Annotated in this window: 21 protein-coding genes; 2 read left to right on the forward strand and 19 right to left on the reverse strand. The window is 42.5% G+C overall.

Annotated features, from left to right (window positions below; genetic code table 11):
* Nucleotides 1-43 precede the first annotated feature (43 nt).
* From V7Q33_RS14345 to V7Q33_RS14400, 12 genes are all read right to left on the reverse strand, one after another.
* Entirely contained in the window at nucleotides 44-2,464 is a 2,421-nt protein-coding gene (locus tag V7Q33_RS14345; protein ID WP_333820265.1) for a hypothetical protein, read from the reverse strand.
* Entirely contained in the window at nucleotides 2,461-3,606 is a 1,146-nt protein-coding gene (locus V7Q33_RS14350) for a DUF4249 domain-containing protein (protein ID WP_333820266.1), read from the reverse strand. Before V7Q33_RS14350 ends, V7Q33_RS14345 begins: the two co-directional genes overlap by 4 nt.
* 6 nt (nucleotides 3,607-3,612) lie before the next feature.
* On the reverse strand, nucleotides 3,613-6,336 hold the full coding sequence (locus V7Q33_RS14355) for a TonB-dependent receptor (protein ID WP_333820267.1): 2,724 nt from the start codon (nucleotides 6,334-6,336) through the stop codon (nucleotides 3,613-3,615).
* A 32-nt stretch (nucleotides 6,337-6,368) separates the two neighbouring features.
* Complete coding sequence (locus V7Q33_RS14360; RefSeq protein WP_331975547.1) at nucleotides 6,369-7,094, reverse strand: hypothetical protein; 726 nt, start codon at nucleotides 7,092-7,094, stop codon at nucleotides 6,369-6,371.
* Between the two features lie 400 nt (nucleotides 7,095-7,494).
* Nucleotides 7,495-8,592, reverse strand: coding sequence for a DUF695 domain-containing protein (locus V7Q33_RS14365; RefSeq protein ID WP_331975545.1), 1,098 nt, complete (start codon nucleotides 8,590-8,592; stop codon nucleotides 7,495-7,497).
* A 60-nt stretch (nucleotides 8,593-8,652) separates the two neighbouring features.
* Nucleotides 8,653-9,132, reverse strand: coding sequence for a group II truncated hemoglobin (locus V7Q33_RS14370; RefSeq protein ID WP_331975543.1), 480 nt, complete (start codon nucleotides 9,130-9,132; stop codon nucleotides 8,653-8,655).
* 109 nt (nucleotides 9,133-9,241) lie between these two features.
* Entirely contained in the window at nucleotides 9,242-9,523 is a 282-nt protein-coding gene (locus V7Q33_RS14375; RefSeq protein ID WP_333820268.1) for a type II toxin-antitoxin system RelE/ParE family toxin, read from the reverse strand.
* On the reverse strand, nucleotides 9,523-9,753 hold the full coding sequence (locus tag V7Q33_RS14380; protein ID WP_333820269.1) for a hypothetical protein: 231 nt from the start codon (nucleotides 9,751-9,753) through the stop codon (nucleotides 9,523-9,525). Before V7Q33_RS14380 ends, V7Q33_RS14375 begins: the two co-directional genes overlap by 1 nt.
* Before the next feature lie 79 nt (nucleotides 9,754-9,832).
* Nucleotides 9,833-10,219, reverse strand: a complete 387-nt coding sequence (locus V7Q33_RS14385) for a DUF7793 family protein (RefSeq protein WP_333820270.1) — start codon at nucleotides 10,217-10,219, stop codon at nucleotides 9,833-9,835.
* Nucleotides 10,220-10,255: 36 nt separating this feature from the next.
* The gene (locus tag V7Q33_RS14390; RefSeq protein WP_333820271.1) at nucleotides 10,256-11,197 is read right to left on the reverse strand and encodes a hypothetical protein; all 942 of its coding nucleotides are present in this window, start codon (nucleotides 11,195-11,197) and stop codon (nucleotides 10,256-10,258) included.
* 76 nt (nucleotides 11,198-11,273) lie between these two features.
* On the reverse strand, nucleotides 11,274-11,741 hold the full coding sequence (locus V7Q33_RS14395; protein WP_333820272.1) for a hypothetical protein: 468 nt from the start codon (nucleotides 11,739-11,741) through the stop codon (nucleotides 11,274-11,276).
* Between the two features lie 60 nt (nucleotides 11,742-11,801).
* Nucleotides 11,802-12,140, reverse strand: a complete 339-nt coding sequence (locus V7Q33_RS14400; protein WP_333820273.1) for a winged helix-turn-helix transcriptional regulator — start codon at nucleotides 12,138-12,140, stop codon at nucleotides 11,802-11,804.
* 174 nt (nucleotides 12,141-12,314) lie between these two features.
* Here V7Q33_RS14400 and V7Q33_RS14405 point away from each other — a divergent pair, with 174 nt between their 5' ends.
* Together V7Q33_RS14405 and V7Q33_RS14410 are read left to right on the forward strand one after the other, a co-directional pair.
* The gene (locus tag V7Q33_RS14405) at nucleotides 12,315-12,671 is read left to right on the forward strand and encodes a DoxX family protein (protein WP_333820274.1); all 357 of its coding nucleotides are present in this window, start codon (nucleotides 12,315-12,317) and stop codon (nucleotides 12,669-12,671) included.
* Between the two features lie 155 nt (nucleotides 12,672-12,826).
* Complete coding sequence (locus V7Q33_RS14410; protein ID WP_333820275.1) at nucleotides 12,827-13,555, forward strand: ankyrin repeat domain-containing protein; 729 nt, start codon at nucleotides 12,827-12,829, stop codon at nucleotides 13,553-13,555.
* 200 nt (nucleotides 13,556-13,755) lie between these two features.
* Here the strand turns inward: V7Q33_RS14410 and V7Q33_RS14415 are convergent, their stop codons facing one another.
* The 7 genes from V7Q33_RS14415 to V7Q33_RS14445 all read right to left on the reverse strand — a co-directional run bounded on the left by V7Q33_RS14415 (nucleotide 13,756) and on the right by V7Q33_RS14445 (nucleotide 18,183).
* The gene (locus tag V7Q33_RS14415; RefSeq protein WP_333820277.1) at nucleotides 13,756-14,658 is read right to left on the reverse strand and encodes an alpha/beta fold hydrolase; all 903 of its coding nucleotides are present in this window, start codon (nucleotides 14,656-14,658) and stop codon (nucleotides 13,756-13,758) included.
* A 96-nt stretch (nucleotides 14,659-14,754) separates the two neighbouring features.
* The gene (locus tag V7Q33_RS14420) at nucleotides 14,755-15,306 is read right to left on the reverse strand and encodes a dihydrofolate reductase family protein (protein WP_333820278.1); all 552 of its coding nucleotides are present in this window, start codon (nucleotides 15,304-15,306) and stop codon (nucleotides 14,755-14,757) included.
* Between the two features lie 96 nt (nucleotides 15,307-15,402).
* On the reverse strand, nucleotides 15,403-15,690 hold the full coding sequence (locus tag V7Q33_RS14425) for a type II toxin-antitoxin system RelE/ParE family toxin (protein WP_333820279.1): 288 nt from the start codon (nucleotides 15,688-15,690) through the stop codon (nucleotides 15,403-15,405).
* Entirely contained in the window at nucleotides 15,678-15,857 is a 180-nt protein-coding gene (locus tag V7Q33_RS14430) for a hypothetical protein (RefSeq protein WP_331975521.1), read from the reverse strand. Before V7Q33_RS14430 ends, V7Q33_RS14425 begins: the two co-directional genes overlap by 13 nt.
* Before the next feature lie 96 nt (nucleotides 15,858-15,953).
* The gene (locus V7Q33_RS14435; RefSeq protein WP_333820280.1) at nucleotides 15,954-16,367 is read right to left on the reverse strand and encodes a YybH family protein; all 414 of its coding nucleotides are present in this window, start codon (nucleotides 16,365-16,367) and stop codon (nucleotides 15,954-15,956) included.
* A gap of 113 nt (nucleotides 16,368-16,480) precedes the next feature.
* On the reverse strand, nucleotides 16,481-16,978 hold the full coding sequence (locus tag V7Q33_RS14440; protein ID WP_333820281.1) for a hypothetical protein: 498 nt from the start codon (nucleotides 16,976-16,978) through the stop codon (nucleotides 16,481-16,483).
* 173 nt (nucleotides 16,979-17,151) lie between these two features.
* Nucleotides 17,152-18,183 carry an MBL fold metallo-hydrolase gene (locus V7Q33_RS14445; protein ID WP_333820282.1) on the reverse strand — a complete coding sequence of 344 codons (1,032 nt, stop codon included), beginning with the start codon at nucleotides 18,181-18,183 and terminating at the stop codon, nucleotides 17,152-17,154.
* Nucleotides 18,184-18,322 lie beyond the last annotated feature (139 nt).

Consider the following 18,322-nt stretch of genomic DNA (forward strand, 5'->3'; position numbering starts at 1 on the left):
TCATTTTTGTGAGGGCTTGTGTGGTATGTTTTTTAGAACGGCATTAATTGTTGTGCTGCAACACCGAGAACGTTTGGCGGCCACTGCCGGCTATGCCATCGTTCGTCAAGCCTTCTACTACAATCTGAAAATTGCCGGATTGATCGGAAGTATAAAATTCCAGTTGCTGTTTGCCATCTGTTCCGGTAGTTACCGATGGATTCCAGTAAAGCAGCGTTCGCTGATCGGGCATGCGGCTTTGGCGTTGCTGCTGTGTTTCATAGCGTGGCGTGTAGAACTCCCGTTGTGTCTGCAGCCCATCATAATTCATGCGCACACTTTTCGGGTTGAGTGGAAATCCCCCCAGGTCGCCATGGTATGTTGTATAGCTCACAATGCCCGGGAAGCTCAACGAGCCGAGGTAGTAACGTTTCTTGACCACTTCCAGCTTTCTGACTTTCAGCGGACTGAATGCCATGATCTCGTCTTCGTCAAAAATTGGTACGCCATCGAGCATGATGAGTGGTGTTTCGTCAAATATACCGCGGTGTACCATGTCAATCACCAGGAAGTGAAATCCATCCTTGCGCTTCCGCACCATTACACCAGGCACGTATTCACGCATTACTTCTTCCATTACCGGAAAGCGGGTAAATGCATCGAGTAAATATTTTTCATCCGGAGGCCCGTAGAAAGCAGCGCTGTCGGTTTCCGGCCGGCTTATCTTTTCGAGTTGATCGCGATAGTATATATCCTGCACCTGCATCGCTACACTCCGATCCAGCAGCTCCTGACTATGCGAAGCAGAAAGCTGAAACGAAGGTATAGGAAGAGAAGCAGCAGTTGTCGAAAAAGGATTTACGATCTCCACACGATAAATGCTGTCGCCAGTGGTATGATTGGTTTGCAGTATAACACTGGCAGTACCGGTAAATTTCTGCATCTCATAAAACACCTCACCCTTGGGGTTACTAAAGGAACCGTATAAACGGGTAATTTTTCCCGGCGATGCCAGGTAAGTCATTACCCAATTGGCAGGTTTACCATCAGGACCTCGTACTATACCTTTCACCATGTGCCCACGATATTCCGGTAGAAACTCAATAACGGGTGTTTGATCCGTGAGCACTTTCTCCCAGCTGAATCTTCTCCAGCCATGTGTTAGCATCAGGTTGTCGATAGCCTCCGTTACATGTATATCGTTTGTGTTATAATACTCCGGAGATTCAACTGTGCCTTTCAGATCCGATGTTAACCAGAGAAAATCACCTATACCAGTCGTTGTATTTTCCGAAAGAGAATCGAGCCTGTATACCGACACCGATACATCGGAAGATTTACCCGATGCTGCTGCGAGTGTTTGAATGTCAAGTTTCACGCGCCTGCGATTCGTGTACTGCGACTGATCTGTATGCACATCAATATTTAATGTATGCACCGGCTTTTTAAAATAGAGTCGCTCGGCTACTGCACGCATATTGGCATCAAAAACAGTAATGTGATTAATGCCTTCCGGCAGATCGTTTTTGTTAATAGGGAAGACAGCCTTTCCACTCTGTATTTGGGCAGCCGATGCAACAGCCATGATCTGTCGCGCATGAACAAAAATATACACCTGCGGCAATTCACTTCCTGCTATGTGTGCATTTACCTGCACGCGCAGCAAGTTCTCCAGCGAATCAGCAACGTGCATAGTATAGCCGTTCTCTGCTACAGCCGGGAAGGTAGCAATAGTAATTTTCCCTGCCGGGTCTCGAATTACCGCACGATACGTTTGTTGGCTTTGCGGGGTGAAATGAAAATGCCCGATACCAAACTTCAGCGGCTTGAAACGTGCCAGCGTATCGTTGTGTTGGTTAATGACAGCACCTGTAAAAGCGATACCTTTCCCTTCAGCACTAATTACGCGGAAGCCTACTTTACTGGTAACACCAGCCACGAGGTTGCCACCTTCGGGAAAGAACTGTGCATCCGGTGGAGGTGTTGCTGGTTTAACTTGTGGATCTGGTGCTTTGAACGGATTGATAATGGAAATGCTTTTATGAAAGTAAAAATCAGCATTGAAATTCTTCATCCAGTTAGTATAGGCGCGAAGTATATAGTTACCGGATGGCAGCGTTGCCGGTAAAAAGAGTGTACCATTTCCTTTGCCATCTGCCATACCCACTTTTGTTTGCAATACTGGTTGCCGGGCCTTGTCCAGAATCTCTACATAGACAACATCACTCATAGACGATGGCTTGTGAAAGCTGGCATCGGTAAGATATAGTTTGAACCACATGGTTTCACCCGTAAGATAGCCGGAACGATCGCTGTGCAGATATACTTTCTCCTGGAAAGCCTGTGTGCGGAACCGATCAAATTTTCGGGCAACACTATCCAATACAGGCTGTCGTTGTGCCTGAGCCATGGTGGCCATAAAGCAGGCCATCCACAGTAAACTATATATACAATATTTAGCCGGTAGCATGTATCTATTTTTCATTGCCAGAAATCAGGTTTGGTGGTAACGCCTCCTTGCGTGCGACAATCCGCACAGGTTTTGGAAGTAAATATATAGCCGATAGTAATCGGCCCATTTGTAGCAGTGCCCAATGCTTCGCTATATATAGGAATAAAATTTTTAACGTCTTCTAAAAGCACGGTGTCTATCATACAACCTTCCTGGCCCTGATAGCGCCTCAACTCGTTGGGCAAATCGCCTAACTTGATGAAGATACGTTTAGAAGTAACCGAGCCTCCGGAAAAATATCCGAGCACCGGTTCATCAGGATTGGAAGTGTTGTGAATGTTGCCGGATACTTTGCCCGGCTGCGGATCGAAGAGACCGCCCAGGCTTTCTGTTGTTTTTTCTAGCTGCTCCCAATAATCATACGCATCGCGGGTAAGTACACGCTGATGTGCCAGCATACTGTATTTGATGAAAAGCTTTTGTGAGCCTGCCGGGATATGCGTAAGTGTTTTTTTGTCGACAACATCTTTTTGAAGTTGATCGGTAGAGGCTATGATAATGTTCTGCGATGACGTGGTGCGCCAGCACCGGTATATATACTGATCGAATGGGCGCGGTAGCAGCGTATCATTTTCAAAAATGAACCCCGACAGATATACTGCCGTATATTCCCATGTCTCGTCAAAACTCCATTGGTAGTAACGCGAGTTGTCGGTGTCATCGTGAGTACTGACCACAACATCAACACCATCGTTAAGGGGAACCCAGGCGAGGTCATCGATGGGTGGCGAGTCTTTTAACGTGACGAAGTCAGAAAGATATTCCTGCTTGTCGGAGGTTACAATTCGCACCCGGTAAAGGCGATTGCTCCCGATAATAATGCCGGTGCCTGTGTAATTTCCTTTCGTGTCGCCTGTCAATGCTGTTGATTTGCCCTGATCATCTTCAATGGTCACGATGGCGTTGAGTTCAGCAGGAGGCGCAGTGGTAGTGGCCAGCGAAACCGACCTCGTAAGTTTTACGGTAGCGCTTCCATCGCTGCTGTTCACATAGCCATCTACTACCAGGTAGCTTTTGGTTGATTCGGTAGCCGGTGGAGCGTATGGTTCTACGCACGCTGCCGCAAGCAAACCAATGCATATAATCAAAGGAAATATATATCTGTAAATAGGCATGACTCTCTAAAATTTAAAGTTATAAGTGATGGTAGGTATCGGCCTGGCAAATACCGACATCTTGTAGCCATTGATCTTGCCGCCTTCTGATACGAAGTATACTGAGTAAGCATTCTGCCTTCCCGTCAGGTTATACACAGCAAACGTCCATGAGCTGTGCGCCAGCTTTCTCACTTTATGATTGCCTTCCACATTGATCGAAATATCGGTGCGGAAGTAGTCGGGTATGCGATAGGCGTTGCGATCGGAATAGTAGATGCGCATGGTGCCTCCCAGGTCATATTTTGCAATAGGCAAGGTAATCGGCCGGCCGGTACTATACACTACATTTAGCGAGAAGTTAAACCTGCGGCTGAATTTATAGTTACCAATGAAATTTACCGCATGTGGCTTGTCGTAACTGCTTGGATAGTATACCCCGCGGTTGATAGTTTCTGTAGATGTTGGTCCTGCTGTTTTGAGTAATGTACGTGAATACGTATAGCTAACCCATCCGTTTAGTTTACCGGTAGCTTTCTTTACCATAAATTCAAGGCCATACGCTTTTCCTTGTGCACTCAATACGTCTGTCTCAATGTGGTGATTCATCAGCAGTGAGGCGCCATCTTTATAGTCGATGGCATGATGCATTTTTTTGTAGTAGGCTTCTACGGATGTTTCAATCATGTTGCCGCGCAGATTCTTGTAAAATCCCAGTGACCATTGGTCACCAATTTGTGGGGGTATATAAGAATCGCTCAGCTTCCAGGTATCGGTTGGTGCAATAACGGTGGTGTTCGATAGCATCTGTATATATTGACGCATGCGGTTATAGCTGAACTTTACCGAACTGTTTTCTGCTACGATGTAGCGAACCGAGAACCGTGGCTCAGCACCGTGATAGGTAGCGATAGGACCGGAGTTATAGTGCACGGTATCTTGTATAGTGGATTCCTTGCGGGGAACACCGGAGGCGTATTGGTATACATCGCGCGGCCCCAGGCTTTGATAATACGAGTAACGCAAACCGGCATATACCGATAGTGTTGGTGTTACCTCGAAATTCTCGCCTATATAAATGGCGCTTTCTCTTCCTTGTTCTTTTTGTAATGTATTTGGAACTACCAGCGACTCTGTTCCGTAAGGTTGATAATTTCCGGGCGACAAGCCGTAATGTATCATGCTGGCACCAGCCGTAAGGGTATGTTTGGCATTGGGGAAATAATTAAAATCTGCTTTTGCTGCGAGCTGCCGTATAGCGAAGCTCATCTGAAAAGCATTTACCGGGTTAGACGCACTGTTAACCGTGTATTCATATTTACTGTAAGTGCCCGTCAATACGCCATATAGTTTGGTGTTGAATACATGTTTCCATTTGAGTGAAGCATTTCGGTCGCTATACCGATAGGCGGTGTCGGAGTTGAGCTTGAAATGATCTTTACTCATATAGCCTGATAGATAAAGGCTGTTGTCGTCATTTATTTTATGCGTGATGTTGGCATTAAGATCGTAAAAGGAAGCACTGCTGTTTTTCAGTTCTTTGGTTTTTACACGATTGAGTATCCAGTCAGAGTAAGTTGAGCGCGCTCCTATCAGAAAAGAAGTTCTGTCTTTGATAATCGGTCCTTCCAGGGTAAATCTGCCGGTGATCGGGCTGATGCCTCCTGAACCGGAAATCTTCTTGAGGTTGCCTTCACGTGTATGTACATCCAGCACAGACGATAACCGGCCACCATATTCAGCGTTAATGCCGCTCTTATACAATTCCACATTCTTCAGTACATCGGGATTAAACGTGGAGAAGAAGCCAAACAAGTGCGAAGGATTATATACCGTAGCATCGTTATATAAAATCAGGTTTTGATTGGTAGCACCACCGCGCACATTCAGACCTGTAGTACCTTCACCAACGGTTTGCACACCCGGTAAGGTAAGCACAACTTTCATTATGTCGGTTTCGCCAAGTGCCAGCGGCATCTGCTTCATCGTTTTGATGTCTAGCTTCTCCATGCCCATCTGCATACCTGTTACGCGTGCATCGCGATCAGATTCCACTACTACTTCTTTTAGCGGTGTTACATCTTCTTCAATTTCAATGTCGAGTCTTCCGTTGTTATAGAGCATCACTTGCCTGTGCGTATTCTTCATGCCTATACTTTTTAACTTCAGAATGTGCTGGCCTTTTGGCAGTGTAAGTGAGTAATGGCCAAACTGATCGGTAGAGGCTCCAATCATCGGGTTCTCTACAAATACAGAAGCACCAATAACCGGTTCACCTGATTTTGAATCGCGCACCGTACCGGCTACCGTGGCTTTACCTTGCAGATTATCGGTTTTGGTACCGATGATATATAGTTTTTCTTCGGCCAGTTTTATTTTCTTTTCGCGCTGCTCAAAATCCGTATAATCGAAAGTTGCAGCAGGTTTTGTTGTTTTGTTTTCAGGGCCAAAGTAACCAACGGGAAGATCGGTCATGATCTGCCGCTCTTTTGTGATGTATATATTCTGCTGGTATAGATTGTAGTGCAGATCGGTGTTGGCAAAGATCTTGTCAAGCACCGCGAGTACTTCTTCGTTCGATGCACTCATCGTTACAAATACACTGTCTGTCCAAACCGGGTTGAACGAGATGCGATATATAGTCTGTTCTTCAATGGCTGCGGCTACTTGCTCGAAGGTGGCGTGATCGAAGGTAGCAGTTAAGCGTGTGGATGCCCGCTGGCCAAATGTATGGCCGGATAGCAGCAGCATTATGATGAATAATGGTAGGCGTAAACTTTTAATCATGGTTGGGGTTGGATGCGGTCGTAAAATTCTGCCATGCGTATGATATACTGTTCGCGATTCTTGCGGAATCGTATCTTGTTCTTGCTCATCAGCTGATTAAGCTCGTGTTTCTGATCTCTGAAAACATCTTGTATCGAACCTTTACTGCGCACCGGAAAATACTTTCCGTCTTTGTAGATATAATACCGGATTTTCTCCTCGAAGTCGTGCGTGATTTCTTGCTGTGAAATGGTTTCCTGCAGCAGCTTGAAATGGCGGGCATAGACTTTTGTCTTCCCGTTGTAGAGCAATTCATAAAAGCCTTTGTGCAGAGAACTGTCGGAAAGGTTAACAAACTTTTTATCCGAGATGGTGAAATATTTTACCCGGCTTTTGATCAGCCGCATGGTGCTGCTGCGGGAGAATGATTCCGTGAGAATCTCATCGGTCATCAAATCGTATAGCAGCGGTACATCTTCATACAGATAGCCATCGTAGTGTACTGAGCCGAACACCCAGTCGTTAGAACCAAAATAGGGATGTTCCTCCCGCAGGGTTTGATATTCCGCATAGTCACTCCCGTTATAGAGTTGGGACTGCCCTTTAATGGTTTCGTGGTAATGTTTTACTGCATTGGCAGATGCTGTAGCGACAAAGGCCGTATCATTTTTATAAGGCTGGGCTACAGCCCAGGAAGCAAGAAAAGATAAGGCCCACGCGAGTCGTAGAACTGTTGGTTTCATTTAGGGGTTTGGTTTGTACTACAAAATATAGCATTCCATTTGGATTCAGCTAACCATTGAAATAAAAAATGGAGAAGTGATACGTCAGTTGTTCTATGACTGGGGCTATTGAATACGCGGATATGTCGATGATTTTAAACAGTATGTCCAATGATAGGTAGCTACCGTCTAATTTTAGGTATCAGAAAGTCTATACAGTAAATTTTTTCCGTGTCGATACAACCAATTGAAGGCTTTCATGTGTCCTTTAGAGGAAATGATTCCACAGGAAAAAAAATTGTTATCAGTCGCTTCACAACGGTGATGCTAGGGGATTTTATCTGCTTTTCTGAATGAGCGGTGGCCACTGTCAGCGAAAAGAAGCGCTGGTAAATAGGTCGGCCTTATCTTTCCATACTATCTATTCAACATTCATAAAGCGATTAAAAGACTGCCAGTATTTGTCTTTATAGATGGCGAAGTTCAATTCAAGCTTATCGGCATATTGTTGCAACAGTTCAGGCAGCACAAGAGATGGCTTTCGGAAATCTTTGCAGGCAAAGTATATTTCGCGAATGTTCTCGGCAGTTTCGCGGCCTATGTTCAAATGTCCTTCTGCTTCGGGCAGCTCTTTTAAAATTTCTTCTTCAATCTTATCTAATAAAACATACGTATCGTTGTCGGGCATTCCGCTATCTCCTGTTCCTTCAAACTTTATCTCTACCACCACGATCCAGGGATGAGATGCTTTGCCATCCCATTCCAGTAAAGTAGTGTTGATAACAGCCACCAGCGGCTTACCGTTTTTTGTAGTTGCTTCGAGGCCCGAAAAAGTATCATCTTCAGAATTGTATAGTGTGTGGTCGTACTTTTCAACAAACTCTTTTTCGCGCCAGGTGAGATAGCTCTTTAGTTTTTCAATCGGAATAAGTTCTTTCGGAGCTTCATCTTTGCCAATAACCGTAACGTTGTCAATAATTGTAGCAAAGTTTAACTCGCCCAGGCAGTGATCAAGAAATATATAGGTGCCGTTTGTTATAGAGTCTTTGTTCTCTTCAGTAAGATCATTGTGCACAACGGTAATATCGATCTCATCCGGAAGGTGTTTGTGATCGTTGGAGAAGAAATAAAGATTGCCGGTGTGAAATTCATGTCCCGCCATGGTGATGTTTGCATTCGCCATATCCTGCGCAGGCTTGTGGGCTATAAACTCCCATCCTTTTATTTGAGGAGCAGCACTTACCAGCTCTTCTATAAACGCTATATTTTTAATAACACCATCGGCAGTTAAAACGAGGCTGGCGGTATTGTCATCCTGCATGCCGGTAACAAAGTGTAGCCCTTCCCGTAATTCATTAAGCCTGGGAGAAAGCTTATCGAAGAAATCTTTTTCAATATTGTCCTTCGTTTTTATTGCTTTGAATAGAGCCCTTTCATTTTTCTGAAACCAGTTCCAGAAGTCGGCATATGTTCTTATAGGTTCGTCTTCTTTTTTGAAAAGTTTTTTAAGAAGGTTCATGGTGTGAATAGTATATATTGATGTAAAACGGTTTTATAGTTCGCTCGATTATATTATCACCTAACTGTTTTCCGGAATATAGGGCCCACCGGTTTCTCCCCAGCCCCAGGTTGGCATCGGCTGGTTGCTCTCCATCGGGTTTTCGGTTAACTGCGAATTGATAACTGCTATGCGCGATCCCCATTCCAAATAACCCACAAGCGCAGAGCGAAATTCAGGATCGCTCTTGAGGCCAACTTCGTCAGCAGTTTTTAATAATAGCTGTATCCAGCGCTGCCGTTTCTCTTCGGTAAGCATTTTGCCAATGTGTTTACCAATCATGTGGGCATGGCTGCCGCCATCCTGCGTAGAGTATAATTTTTCACCGCCAAAAACTTCTGCTACGAAGTGTGCCACATGCTGCGCATGCGCTGGCGACATATCTTTGAACACAGGCCCGAGAAGATCGTCTTTCAAAACTTTTTCGTAAAACGTTCTGAACAACGTTTCGAAAGTTTGCATGTTGCCTGCCCAGGCGTATAGGGTTGGAGTTTTATTCATGAGGGGCTCGTTAATGGAAGTGTTAATATAGCGATAAGTCTTTAACCGGAAATGATTCTATTGTTAACACATCCTTCTCTGAATAAATGGAGAAAGACAAGAAGGCTTATTAAAATTTCTTATTGGGATTTTGCCTCACATCAAAAAACGCAAGGACAATAATTTTATCTTCTTTGGTACGATATAATACTCTTGTTTGAGAAGAAAGTTGAAATCCTCTTATATCATTCTTTTCTATTTGCCCTATAGCTGGATACTTTCTAAGAAGCTCAAAGAATTCCTCCGTCTTAAGTATAAATTCGCTTGCTGTTTTTTCACCCCATTCATCTTTTATATAGTTTTTGATTGAGGCATAGTTCTTTTCCGCCCTACGCGTTAAAAATAGCTCCATTAAAGCCTTCCTTTAACTTCGTCCCAATCAATAAGATTATCGTCATCATTAGACTCTTCGTAGGATAGATAGACTTCCTTTTTTTGTTCTTCTGTTAAAGTGCTCCAGATTTGCCCTTCTTTGGCATCTTCTCTTTGCTTCAGAAAATCATAGATGGCTCGAAGCAATTGTTCGTTGTCAATTTTGTCCAGAATTTTATGAAGGTCTGACTTTAGTTCTATCGTTCCCATACTCATTTGCGTGAAATCAAATTTAGTGAATTTTAACAAATTTGAAGCTAGAGATAGGTAAACGAGGTTCAGACGTTTCTCAGATATATTGCCTCAGCCACTCTTTTGCCGCTACATCATCCGTAAAACTCTTCATGGGAATTGGTGGTGGCTTGAGCGCAAACAATATGTTCATAATAAATTTAGAGAGTCCAGGCTTCGATACCATGGCCATCGCTGAATAGATAGTCGGGAGTTGCTCAGTTGCAAATTTTCGCGTTTGTTTATCGGGCACGGGCGAGTTGGAGAGATAGATTAGAAGCGGCACCGGTTTATTACCGGTTATCTTTTTTACCAGCGCAACATTTCCGGAAATATTTTCAATGGTGCGTTTTGGACTCTTGGATAGTGAAACAAGTATACCTTCATCAAACCAGTAGGTGGCAATTTCGCCTTCAAAGATTTGGCGGTCAGTTGGAGTGGTCATGCAGATTTATTTGAATAAGAGCCGCCTGTTAAAGTCCTATGGAAGCCGCGTTTGTAACGCGGGATTGTACTCAAACACCTCCTCGCATTTTTTTTCCTCATATTGACGAACAATACTGGAGATGAGCCCTTCGGCGGTGTAAGTATAGATTTCAATAAAGGCACCGTTATTAAGGCACTCAGTTGTTATGCCATCACCTTTTACTTCCAGGCGATTCAACCGGCCTTGCGAATCATATTCAAAAATCGCATAGCGTATGGCAGTTTTACCATCGCTGCTATACGTGGTTTCTCTCAGCGGCTTCCAATGTTTATCGTATTGTGATTTTATGATACGTGATACTTTATTATGTTCAAAAACCTGCGATTGGCCCGTAAGCTTACTATCGTTATAGCTATAAGTAGTAATGTGCGATGATGTATCGCGGCCACTGTTGCCGTAGTACTGCACAACTTCTTTTGTAATGCGATTGGTATTGTCGTATTCGTATTTAGTGAAATCAGCCATAATGTCGGGCATTACCATTCCTTTTTCATTGCGCTTCTTTATCTTGATGAGCCGGGCTTTCAGGTCGTAATAGTAATCTGTAAATTCTGCTACGGTAAGTGCGGTTGTGCTGTCGAGATAGTTAAATCTCTGCTTCACTATTTTTCCGGGCCCATTCCGTTCAAAATCATATTGTGCGTGCGGTTGGCCGCTCTCATTATATTCCGTTTTGGCTACAACCAGTCCGCGTTGATTGAATTTTAGTTTTAGCTCTTTATGAGTATTACCCGATTCTCCATCGGTGCGGGTATAGATAATAACTTCCGAAGCATTTTTCTTTTTAACGGCTACTGCTGGGAGTAGTGTTTCATAATCGGTTTTATCTTTAAAAGATACGTGTGTGCTGCAGTTACAAGTGCTGCTGTTTTGGGCGAGTGTGAGGTGTGTAACTACAAGAAATAGTATGGAAAGAAAGAGCTTGTTGATTGTCATTGGTTTTTGAAAAGTATATACAGGGTTAAAAAGTTAAATTAGATTTTATGACCTTGAACTGGAAATATTTTGTTTACTACTTCCTATAAAGCATAAGCGATGGCGTACTTACCTGAACCCATCCACTGCCATCGCTGCTTTTTAACATAATGGCTATTTCAATTTCTTTACTCGGCAGCTTGTCGATGATGTTTTCGCTTTCTTTCCATTCCAGCGTTCTGCTGGTAGAGGTCAGGTCGGTAGTAGTAATGTCGGTACCATCGGTTACATTATAGAGCTTTACGGAGCATGTGTTGTTTTCATCTCCGTCTTGGACGGCAAGTGTGGCTACAAATACAATGGAGCTGAGGTCTGCATAATAATCTTTGTTGAATTTGATGAGGTGTGTTGAGGCCGGAGTCATTTCCCACGTGGTGCTGGTGGTTGTCCAGTTTGCGCTGTTAAAGGAAATGGATACTTGCTTGTCGAGATCAGCAGACGAATCGTCACAAGCAGTGGCTATTAACATGATAGCACTGAGGGAGGTTAAGATAAATGGTTTCATAAAGATATTGTTAGGGTTTTATTGCTTGGTGTACAATAGCTGAAGTATAGATATAGCTTCTCACTTCCCCATAATTTTTTTACGATGCGACAGCCCCCAGAAATGCAGTTCGTCCATTACTTTTTCGAGCGACAGGCCATGCGGTGTAATGGAGTATTCTACTGCCGGAGGAAACATATCGTAAACATCTCTTCTTATCAGTTTATTGGCTTCCAAATTCTTTAATTCTTTCGATAGAATTTTATCGCTGATGCCATTCACCTCTTTCGCTATCTGCCGGAAACGCTTCGGACCTGACGATAGCGAGAACAAGATAAGCAGCTTCCATTTCCCTTCCAATGCTTCCAGGGCATCGCGAATGGAAAGCATGTTTGTGGGGCATCCGCCTTTGGTTAACATGTCTTGAGTGTTTGATTTGCCGTTACTATCCTTTTGTATAGCACTATCCCGGAGGAAAGTACTATCAAATGGAAAGTAAATATAGATAGGTTTGTGTGATCAACGAAGAAAAAATATAGTAAGATGATGAATCAACAGAAATCCTCGAAAGTACTCCACATTACCCTTTGGGTTATGCAAATTCTGTTAGCGGTAATACTTGTTTGGGCAGCCTTTATGAAATTATTTAAACCTGCAGAAGCGGCTGCTATGTGGCCGTGGGTAGGGCAGGTGCCGATAGCATTTGCAAAATTTACGGGTATAGTAGACCTGCTGGGAGCTGCAGGGTTAATACTGCCGGCTTTACTCCGCAGAATGCCAAAACTCACCCCCATAGCTGCCATAGCCTTGATTGTGCTGATGGTATGTGCCAGCATTTTTCACATAGCCAGGGGTGAAGCAGAAGCGATAGGTTTTAATATAGTGTTTGGCGCTATAGCCGCGTTCATAGCGTGGGGACGGTTTACGAAGGCCGCAATAGCGGTAAAATAAATATTCAATAGTATGTTAAAAGACAAACTTAGTCTCTGTACGGCTGATGGCCAGGCCTTGCACTTTGGTTAAACAATGTAGTAACTTGACATAAAATCAAGCGATAAGTAGGTAGCGGTAACTTAGGCATCGGTAATACAAAATCAAATGAATTTATGGAAGCAGAAAAGATTCTGACATTTATAAGCAAGGGCCGGACCGATTTTATTGTTGAGTTAATGGAGAAGCCCGGATGGACTAAATATCTCCACGATGGTGATATTAAACCTTTGCAATGGCTGGTATACTATAACGACACTACTGGGCTGAAAGCTGTAATGAAAAACGGTGGCGATTTGAGCAGTATAGATGTAAACGCCGAACTCGGTAACGCTGCTTTTTTTGGTCATTGGAAAGTCTGTGATTTTTTAATAAAGAATGGAGCCGATGTAAACACCAAAGTATATGGCACGAACGAAACACCTCTGCATAATGCTTTGGCGAAGGCCGGCAGACCATACTATTTCTATGTAGTGAAATTGCTGGTTGAAAAGGGAGCAGATGTAAACGCCAAAACTATTTCTGGTATTGAAACAGGTGCCTTTATGCGTGATGTAAAAACAAAAGGCGAAACACCACTGCACAGAGCCGCAGCCTACGCAGACGAACGAACCATTGAATTTTTACTTCAAAATGGAGCTGACAAAACAGCAAAAGATGCCTATGGTAATTCTCCGCTTAGCTGGGCAAGTGAGCATTTACGTCCCGGACGAATTTTAGCATTGCTGGCGTATGGCGACTATACGATAGGCGAGGGACATAAAATAAAAAATGTAAGCGACCACGGCCACGGCTGGGGAAATGCTATGGACTGGAATCTGCTCGGTGAGTATCTGCCGGAATAGAATGACTTAACCTGTAGTTGTGTGAAGCATGCGAAGTTGAGTTGCCGACACTGTAAAGACTGAGGTAACTATCGCCTGAAGTTCCAGTTAAGTAAGGGTAATTTTCTTTTCTGGTTTTCATTCCAGAGACCTATCTGGATGCCGTGAAAATTTTATAATATCATTCATTTTGACTAATAGCAAGTCACTTCTTTGGTAGGCTATATGTTCTCTATAATAAATTTTAGTGCGTTGATTACTGCCTTTGGCTCATCTCGTTGTATATAATGCCCGCTTTTAGGAAGGTAGATAAGAGCACCGCCTTTACCGGAAGCGTCTATCACCTTTCGCCAATGTTCCATATTTTGGTTTGATTTTACTATAAAGAAACGTTCGTGATCGAAGTCTTTGCTTCTTCTGTCGGGTGGAACTTCAAACCTTCCTCCCACCAGGAAGTAGATAGGAACACCAGGCATTGGCAAATCATTGATCGCCGCAAAATCAGTTCGCCTCAGATCGCCAAGAACTTCACCTTCACTCCAGGGGCCAAAGTTTAAAGAATCAACTTTGCTTTTTGTATAGAGGCGGTCGTATAACATCTCATCAATTTTTTGTTCGGGTACTCCTATAGCCCTGAAGATGGAATTCCATTGTTGTTTCGTTTCGGTGAAGTCTGCCGGGTCTATAAAAACAAGAGCAGCGATATCGTTCGGATAAAACCCCGCGTAGCCTCTTATATATACACCTCCCATGGAATGCCCTACTAAAATATAGGGCGGAGCAATGTTTAATGTGGTGAGTATTGACTTCAGGTTATCAGCCACTACTTTTGGCGTGGGCATTTGATATACTTTGTCAGATTTTTCTACACCTGCTCTGTCGTAAGCAAAAACGGGGGCAAACTTCGCTATCTGATCAATAACCAGATCCCAGTTACCAAGCCCGACTCCCATACCATTTTCAAAAATAATTGCCGGGGTATTTTTCTTCCTCTTCTCAAATCCCTTTTGGTATGTGTTGAAGTTGTGGCCATTTACTTTTACTAACTTTTCCTGAGAATGTGAAGGCAATGCTGCTAAGATGAGGAACGTTGCTACAGCGATCTGCCGAAGTAAATTTTTCATATAGCTAAATGGGGATAGGCTTATACTAATGTATGAAATTTTCCCTACTGAACATCGGCCCCTGAAGGCCTGCGACTTCGATCGGAATAAATACCGTTACTTTATTGGCTCATAGTAAAGCGCTACCGTGCCCGAGCTAAAAGTTTTTGTTTTCAGGAGTTTAAGAATAACGCGATCGTTTATGCTTTTGAATAAAGGCAAACCGCTTCCGGCTATAACCGGGTGAACACAGAGTTGGTATTCATCAATCAGATTGAGTTTCATTGCGGCTATAATTAAACTCGGGCTGCCAACGCAAATGTCTTTACCGGGTTGATGCTTGAGTGCTAAAATTTCTTCTTCAACGCTTCGCTTTGCCAGCGTTACATTTCTCCAACCGACATTTTTTAGTGTGTGCGAGAAAACAACTTTGGGAATGTTATCGATCAGCACGGCAAAGTCGTCTGTGGGTTTGTTGCCGGTAGGATTTTTTACTACCGTTGGCCAATAGCTCTCCATAAGCTGGTAGGTTATCCGGCCATATACAAGCGCGCCTGCGTTGCGTAACAGGTCATTGTAATGTTCATGCAGTTCGTCATCGGCAATCATAGCCGTGTGGTCGCAAAACCCATCGAGTGTCATATTGATCGCAGCAATTAGTTTTCGCATGGCATTGATTAATTAATGGCCGGTTCTTATGCTAAATATAGGGCCTTGAGGCAAAAAACTCTGCGGAAACAAAGAGTTTAATATACTTGGCACTATTTAAAATTGTAGATCTCTTGCGCTATGATAAACCGCTAGAATATAAATTATATTATTGGGAGCGATTTCGTAGATGATTCTGTAATTGCCTTCAATTAATTCCCGGATATTCTCATCGCTCTTTTCAGGTACAGTTCTACCTGACAATGGGAATGTTTTTAAGATGTCTGCTCTTTCGTAAAGCTTTTTAACGGTGAGCTTTGCATATTTCTCGGAACTCTCAGCTATATAATCACCAATGGAGCCGAGGTCGTCTATAGCCTGGTCTGTCCAGATCAGCTTAGCCATTTACCGAGTTTCGCTTTTGCCTGCTCTTCTGTGTTAACTTTGCCATCCTTTATTTGTTGCCGGCCCTTCTCAATCTTCTCAATTATTATCAGTCTTTCAATTATTTCATCTATCGAAAACTCATCAGGCAGCTTTGAAATTGAGTCCATTACAATCGCTTTTTTCATCTTCGTCAATTTGAATTACAATTTAAGGTTTTATCTCAATTTATTGAAATGCAGGTCTTGTTGAAGAGGATTGCAGAAGCCAAGTGCTTTCATTATTTAAAAATCTAAAATAGCCTGAAGGTCAGCATTGATAGGAGAGGATGTATGTTGATGAACTACTTTCCATTCATTCTCCTGTTTGATAAACCCGAGCGTAATTCTGTTTCTCATACTTCTTACAATGACATTGTTGATTGAAATGGCCTGATAGGTAATCAACGCGCTCCCGAATCCAACATCGTTACCTTCGTGAATTTCAATCATATCAAATATCACATTAACCTTTTCGTCTCCTAAAGAACCTAACCAATCCTTTATAACAGTAGACCATTCTGCCAGGCCTGTTTGATATCCTTGCGTCCACATATCAAAAATCACAACATCGGTATGATACAATGCAATCATACTTTCGGTGTCTTTATCCCATGCCGATTGCTTATAAATTGTAAAGAAGTCTTGGGGGCTTTTCATTTATTAATACCTTTTTATAGACTATATATACTTTAAGATAGCGATTTTGCTACTAAGCATCAGAGTCCCGGAGGCCGGTGACTCTGACGGGTGTTAATGGCCTCGTCCTGCCACTATTTTGTTTTTAAGATTTGCCTGCCAAAAATCGGACTATTGTATTCAATCCAGCCTTCAAATTCTTTTGATGTTGTCGGTGGGTCGATAGGAACAGAATCAATTTTGTCCCCATTAAGTTTAGTTGATTCCGCCTTTAAATCGTCCTCAATTAATATGTATTCACCCTTATTACGAATCAATGGCTCCCATATAGAGCTTTCATGTCGCTTTAATGTTTTGTTTTTAATGTCAATTGTTCCCCATTGATTTTTAGATCTGAAGAAAAGAGTGGCAGTTTCCGGGATATAAAGAAAATCTGATTCCTCAATTCCACTATCTTCCTTCCATTCGAATTTAATTCTTAAAACTATTTTTCCATTGTCTAATATAATTGTTGCCAGTGAACAACTTGTAACCTTGTCTATGTGTTCAACCTTCTCGACACAAAGCAAGTCAAAGCCTGTAACGTCTTCATTTTTTTCGAAATTTTCAATGACGATACTTATTTCTTTCATTGTTAATCTGTCCACGGTGGTTGCCACCTAACATTGTGGCACATAGTTTTTGGTTGGAGAAGAATGTAACTTTTACTTGAACAATTTTTGCTTCTAAGCATCAGAGTCCTAGAGGTCCGTGATATAAAGCGAACGGTGCCCCCGTTTAGACTTAATGGAGTATTAATTTCAGCTCAACAATCGCATTTCAATCCAGAAATTTTTGTCCAATTTTGGTTTTTAAATTCAAAGACAATTTCTTCCTCTTTCTTCCCTGTTTTTTGCTTTGTACATCTTAGGCAATATTTATCACTAAGATCTAAGAAGCTCTGACATGGCCTTTTACTTGAAGGCCTATCGCTTCTTACCCAAATTAAATTGCCTTGAATATTTTTATATATAATTTTGTTAGATTCAGCTCCATGGTGCGCCGCAGTTACTATTATTTGATCTTTATAAAGTCTTTGATTGTCGATCGTTGCATCGGCAGTAAATAATGCAATTGGTTTGCTATTATTGAGGTATTCAAATATCAAAGAATGTTTATTTTGACTTGTTAGGTAGGCAAGTTTGTAAAAGGATAACAGGTCATTCCCTTTTACCTTTTTCATTTTAAGACCATAATTGGAATTTATTGGCTTAAAATTCCTTCGAATCGAACCTTCATTCAAACTGGGGAAAAACCATCTAATTACAGTTCCTCTCTCATAAGCAAGTCTGCAAATTTCCAGAATTCGATCAATGTTATATTTGATGACCCTAAATACTGGTTCATATGTTGGATGGTATAAATCTAATCTATAGGGAAGATGTTTAGCGCTTGAAATACTTTCTAATTCAACCAGTTCATCTGTAAAGTTGTCAATATCCTCATCATCATCCTCTAACAATTGCAGGATCTCAGCTTCCTTGGTGATTTCTTCAATTGATATCTCTCTGGGCTTCGCCGTAAAATAAGACCCTTCTTTAATAAATTTAATGACGCTTGCCCAAACTCCAGGAAGCCAGATTTCCTTGATGTCATGCGTAGGGCTTTTGAGAAGTCCAATAAAACCGTTGCTATGGTCTGAATCATTGTGAGTACATATGGCCAAGTCTATATGTCCCTTGACCAGAGATTTAATAATCTCTTGGCTGCCTCCTGCGTCTATTAGATAGCGTTGACTATTTTTTTCTATTAAGTAACTGTCCCCTGATCCTACAAGTAGTGCTTTTAATTGTATCATGTAAGGCCATTTAAGGTAGCTGCTGATTTATTTATCCAACATCTTCTTCAACAACGCAATCTTCTCATCTTTCTCTTTGAGCAGAGCTTCATATAGTTTTTTGTTTTCTTCGCTGAGGCGTTTGTTTTCTTTTACTTCG

Source organism: Ohtaekwangia sp. (assembly GCF_036786105.1).
Taxonomy (GTDB): Bacteria; Bacteroidota; Bacteroidia; order Cytophagales; family Cyclobacteriaceae; genus Ohtaekwangia.